This is a genomic window from Rouxiella silvae (assembly GCF_002093625.1).
Classification (GTDB): domain Bacteria; phylum Pseudomonadota; class Gammaproteobacteria; order Enterobacterales; family Enterobacteriaceae; genus Rouxiella; species Rouxiella silvae.
In genome coordinates, this window is the sequence record NZ_MRWD01000111.1 from 1 (window position 1) to 5041 (window position 5041).

Consider the following 5041-nt stretch of genomic DNA (forward strand, 5'->3'; position numbering starts at 1 on the left):
GTTTTCATACTATCAGGTGCTGAACAACTCTTTAGCCATTGGCGCGATGGTGGCTGTATTACCCAGGACGTTACAGCTTTTTCAAAATATCCATGCGGCAAGTATGAGTACGAGTCAAATTATGTTATTGAAAAATAAAATCCAAAAATTGGACGCTTTTTCATCAAGCCTTACTGGATATGATTATTTATCCAATATAGATAATGAAAAAGTTTCAGTCATTGAGGTAGCAAGCGGACGAATAATTAATGCACATGCCTTCATGGAGCTTGGCCTGGAAACAAAGAATACTACAGGCCGGTACCTGATCTCAGGGAGTAATGGTGCTGGAAAGTCCTCACTTATTAAATATATAAAAAGCAAACATCCTGATACACTATTTTTTGGTCCTAATATACAGGTTGGTAAAGATACTAACTCGGGGTCAACCGGCCAAAAACAGTTATATCAAATGGCGTCACTGTTAAACAGCGATTCGCGAATCATTCTCTTGGACGAATGGGACGCAAATCTGGACGAGTCAAACATGAAAAATATCGATAATATGTTATCTGCCTTAGCTGAAAATAATATCATTATCGAGATTCGTCATAAAAGAATGATTTCCTAGTGCGCGCCGGAAGTCGGCTATCAGTAAGACTCGCCTCCAGTGGCAGGGATTGTCATTCCTTTCTCTCTGCTACAAATCACCCTACAGTTCATGAATATATTTCACGGCCGCTGCCGGCACAAACACCCATAAAGCATCCACTCCAGTATTTCATCTTTGCGCCCCTCCCACCGCGCGACAGGCTGACGTTGAATCCCTCATGGCTTTTCTTTATCGCATCCGGGGTATAGCGATATGCCGGTAACTAACGTTATGACATTAAAACATATCCCAGTGTCATACCCTCAAATCATGTTATCTCTGTGTTAGCTCATCACCTATCTGTCATGTACATAATGACAATGACCTGCCGCCGACCTTGAGCTCGACAAAACGCAGGCGTCATTTTGCACCGCCTACGCGCTGACCATCGGGGGCTTCGATGAGTAGCCGCCTGCTGCCCGTCGGTTCCTCCCCGCTGGAAGTTGCCGCAGCCGTTGCCTGCGCCGCGCTTGAAAACGATGAGGGGTGAGTAAAAAGTATTTTTTCAGACAGGGGCTATACTTGAACTAAGAATATCGTTGAATTAGCGTTCTTTATTCTGAGGCGTACCTACTTAAGGAGAGAATATGAAAATCATTTTATGGGCAATCGCCATTATCTTTATTGTCGGTTTGTTGACTATCACTGGCGTCTTCAAGCTTATATTTTAGGCCTCCGCGCACTATTTACTTCAATAGCAAATCAATAGCCCATCCGCGGCCTTAAGCCGGATGGGCTATCCAATCAAATTGCGCTGTTCTTCAAATTAATCCGTGGCCTGCTCTTCACTCGGCTCGGTGCGCTGCTGATCTTTCTCTTTGCGATAAACTTTTGCAATTTGTGGCACCGGAACACTTTTACCCGTTTCCATCCAGGTGCGTAAACGCGCCGCGTCGGCAAAGGCCGTAAACTTGCCAAACGCGTCGAGCACCACCAACGTAACCGGCTTACCGTTTATTACCGTACGCATCGCCAGACAATGGCCAGCTTCATCGGTATAGCCGGTCTTGGTCAGTTGAATGCTCCATTTGGGATTCATAATCAGATGATTGGTATTTCTAAACGGCAGCGCATAGGCAGGATGACTAAAGACCGCCGTTTTCTCCTGCGTAGTGCTCAGTTCACCCATCAGCGGATAAAGTCGCGACGCCATTAACAGCCGCGTCAAATCACGGGCGGTTGATACGTTATGAATTGAAAGACCGGTCGGTTCTACATAGTGGGTGTGAGTCATGCCCAATGCTTTGGCCTTCGCATTCATCGCACGAATAAATGCGTCATAGCCTCCCGGATAGTGCGCCGCCAGACTGGCAGCCGCACGGTTTTCTGAAGACATCAGCGCCAGTTGGATCATCTGGCGACGGGTAATTTCACTGTTCACTTTCACGCGGGAAAATACGCCGCGCATTTCAGGGGTGTTGTGGATATCAACCGAGATCACTTCATCGAGAGGCTGCTTGGCATCGAGCGTCACCATCGCCGTCATCAATTTCGTCAGGGAGGCAATTGGCCTGACCTGATCGGGATCGCGGGAATAAATCACTTCATGGGTTTTAAGATCAACCACCATGGCACTGCCGGAAGCGATTTGTACAAGAGGAGAGACAACCGGCTGAGACTTGCTGGCAGCCAGTGCGTCAACAGGCATTATCATGCTTGCATTCAGGGCTAAAAAGCTCAATACCAAAAGACGGATTTTCACATGCATTGCTCTGTATCTAAAAAGGTTGTCATTAATGGGGCGGCGAATACTGCTGGCGAATTATAAGGGAGGATAATCCTCCGCGCACTCTGATTTACGCGGAGGATTTGTGACAAATTCTGTCACAACTGCATTATGACGGCCTTATATTCTCTGGGGTTGCCGGTAAGTGAACACTTTCACAGCGACTGTTCAAAACATCAACGGCACCGCTGGCGGAGACAAAGACGCTGACCCAAATAGCGTTACACGCGGTCAGAATTTTTGCTTTTCATATCTGGCTATCAATATCAGTCAGCAAAAGTATAAGGCTTAAACATGCCCTCCCCCAGCCACGGATAGTTTTGTGGCACATTCGCCAGGCGCTTGCGCATATAATTCTCCGCTTTTCTAACGTCACCTTTACCCCTGTAAACCGCGTAATCCGGATACGGGTAAAGCGGACGCGAGGCAGCACCGTCGGCAACATACTCAAGTTTCATGTCACCCTGCAGCACCTTGGTGACCAATTTGCTCTTTTGGCCTGGCTCAACCTGATAAGAGACCACGCTGTCAGGCGCTTTACCTAGTTCAACCCAGTCAAGCATCGGCGATAGAAAATCAACCTGACTCGGGCCTTCACCCGTTGAGCAGTGGTAGACACCAGGAAGCATATAAAGACGTTCAAATTTTTCACGGGTTATCGCGCCCATGGTCTGCGCCAGTGCCTGATGATAAGCCAACGAGTTAAGCGGCGAAATACTCGGATCGGCCCAGCCGTGCCATATAATCAGCTTGCCTCCGGCGGCATAAAACGGCTGAAGGTTCGGATTAGTCGCATCAAAAAGCGGATGAAGGCGAGTTAAATCAGTCAGCGTTTGTTGATTAAATTTCAAGTCTTTAAGCGAATAGCTCGCGGGTGGGTTCTTCACAAAATTCAGATACTTCAAGGTCGATAGCGCTACCGCCTGACTGAAGTTAAGGTCGCCGGTCTTTTTAGGCACAAACAGGCCCGCCCAGGCAAGCTCAGAACCCGGCAAGGGCCCGCCTGGAGTTAGCCGTAACCCGCTATTGCTGTCGCGCGGACCCGCATAGATTTTGCGCAGCGTACTGATTTGCTCTTCCGATAGGCAGTCCAGACCTGCGATATTATCGGCGGACAAGTCGGCACAGCTTAAAACCGAGGGATCAAAATGACAGTTTTGCGGGTCGGAAATCAGACCGTCTTTCTGACCGTCCTCAGCGTCGCACTGTTCAAGCACCGCCTGATGGATCATCGGAAGTTGTCTGGCGGTTATAATGGCGTTACCACTGGCGTCGGTGTTAGAGACCGCGTTCCAGCCGTGATCGAGCGCCTTGTGCACCTGAAAAGTGGTGACCGGTGCACCCGCAATAATCCCGTTGAAGTCGTTGGGATAGCGCTGCGCTTCGACCATTGCCTCACGTCCACCGTCCGAGCATCCGCTGAAGTAGGAGTATGTCGCAGGGCGCCCGTAATAGGCCGAGATCAGTTTTTTAGTCGCCACGCTGGTGAGATGCACGCTGCGGTAAGCGAAGTCGCGCCTTTTCTGCGGATCTTTACCAAAATCCGCCTCGCCTGTAACGTGCCCCATGTCCGTCGCCGCAATGACAAAACCGCTGTTGTTAAGTGGAGTACAGCCCGCTGCGCCGTCAAGCTGTAGTTGAACGCGACCACAAAGCCCGCCGCAACCAACCTGCAGATAACGTTGCCCCCAGTTGTTGATAGGCAACAGCACCGTAAAATTAATGCTTGGCTTCAGTAGCCCTTTGACTTCGCAGAAAACGTCGCCTTTCACCACTTCGCGCACCGACATCACTTTACTGCCTGCGCCGCCAATTGAAGATAAATCGACGTCCGCCAACTCGGCGCAGTCCGTCACCGGCGTCACGACGGTGAGAGCCCGACCAGGACCACTGATAACGGGTGCCGCAGCCTGCGCATAAAGAATTGATGTGTTGAACAACAGTACGAGGAGGAGCAGTGGCCTCCAATCTCTGAGAAATATTGTGCTGGTAGTCAAAGCTCATCTCTTGATTTAATTGCAATAATAATCATTTATAGCAGCAAAATTAGCCGCAGCGATAATATCAAAAATGCATGTTGCAACCTGCCGTTGTACATATTCCCTCAACAACAATCGGCATGCGACTCTTTCATTCTATGATTTCAAAAAGATGACGGACGGTATGACGTCATTATCTGCTCTAAAACTCATCGATACACTTGCCAAGATACAGGCATCAGCAAAAACGCCTGATGGCGTTCATCGGGCAATTTCCAGATTATCGATAATCTGCTTCTCCTCCTCTGACACTCCGTAAACCCATAAGCGGATTTTTCTCTATACAGTTTGCCGGCTCTTCCATGTCATTAAAACAAAGCAGATCGCCTTCATGATCAGTTTTTATTTTATAACCATCACCAAATCCCTGAATCGCAACATTGTAACTCCCTTCATCATCGACCATAGGGATCCCATACTTATCATGAATTTTCTCTTTATTACTCTCCCACCACTCCACTTGCAAAAAATTGAAATAAGGAAAATTCCTTACCAGTAAAACGCGCCCATTGTGAACGGCAACAATCTCTACAGGACGTGAAATTTCCCATGCACCATAAAGAACAACAGTGACTATCACTGTGGTTATAAATTTATTTTTAATCATTTTCGTTAACTTCTAATTCGTACAGCAATATTTATATC

The 5041-nt window shown here is 48.0% G+C and carries 5 protein-coding genes and 1 pseudogene; 3 read left to right on the top strand and 3 right to left on the bottom strand.

What is annotated here, in order from left to right:
- The 3 genes and pseudogenes from BS639_RS24960 to BS639_RS25365 form a co-directional block, all read left to right on the top strand.
- A partial coding sequence (locus BS639_RS24960; RefSeq protein ID WP_233427759.1) for an ATP-binding cassette domain-containing protein occupies positions 1–610 on the top strand: 610 nt, incomplete at its 5' end.
- A 421-nt stretch (positions 611–1031) separates the two neighbouring features.
- Positions 1032–1109, top strand: a pseudogene (locus BS639_RS24850) (phage tail protein I); the annotation flags it as partial.
- A gap of 109 nt (positions 1110–1218) precedes the next feature.
- A complete protein-coding gene (locus tag BS639_RS25365; protein ID WP_456153892.1) occupies positions 1219–1302 on the top strand; it encodes a small membrane protein YohP in 84 nt (27 codons plus the stop codon).
- 95 nt (positions 1303–1397) lie between these two features.
- Here BS639_RS25365 and pbpG read toward each other — a convergent pair whose 3' ends face one another.
- The 3 genes from pbpG to BS639_RS24455 all read right to left on the bottom strand — a co-directional run bounded on the left by pbpG (position 1398) and on the right by BS639_RS24455 (position 5003).
- The gene (pbpG, locus tag BS639_RS24445; protein ID WP_173882131.1) at positions 1398–2339 is read right to left on the bottom strand and encodes a D-alanyl-D-alanine endopeptidase; all 942 of its coding nucleotides are present in this window, start codon (positions 2337–2339) and stop codon (positions 1398–1400) included.
- A 284-nt stretch (positions 2340–2623) separates the two neighbouring features.
- The gene (locus BS639_RS24450) at positions 2624–4297 is read right to left on the bottom strand and encodes a tannase/feruloyl esterase family alpha/beta hydrolase (RefSeq protein WP_228779436.1); all 1674 of its coding nucleotides are present in this window, start codon (positions 4295–4297) and stop codon (positions 2624–2626) included.
- 319 nt (positions 4298–4616) lie between these two features.
- Entirely contained in the window at positions 4617–5003 is a 387-nt protein-coding gene (locus tag BS639_RS24455; protein ID WP_084984632.1) for a DUF943 family protein, read from the bottom strand.
- Positions 5004–5041 lie beyond the last annotated feature (38 nt).

Coding starts and splice junctions, on each gene's coding strand:
- BS639_RS25365 (WP_456153892.1), top strand. CDS start 1,219: ATGAAAATCATTTTATGGGCAATCGCCATTATCTTTATTGTCGGTTTG.
- pbpG (WP_173882131.1), bottom strand. CDS start 2,339: ATGCATGTGAAAATCCGTCTTTTGGTATTGAGCTTTTTAGCCCTGAAT.
- BS639_RS24455 (WP_084984632.1), bottom strand. CDS start 5,003: ATGATTAAAAATAAATTTATAACCACAGTGATAGTCACTGTTGTTCTT.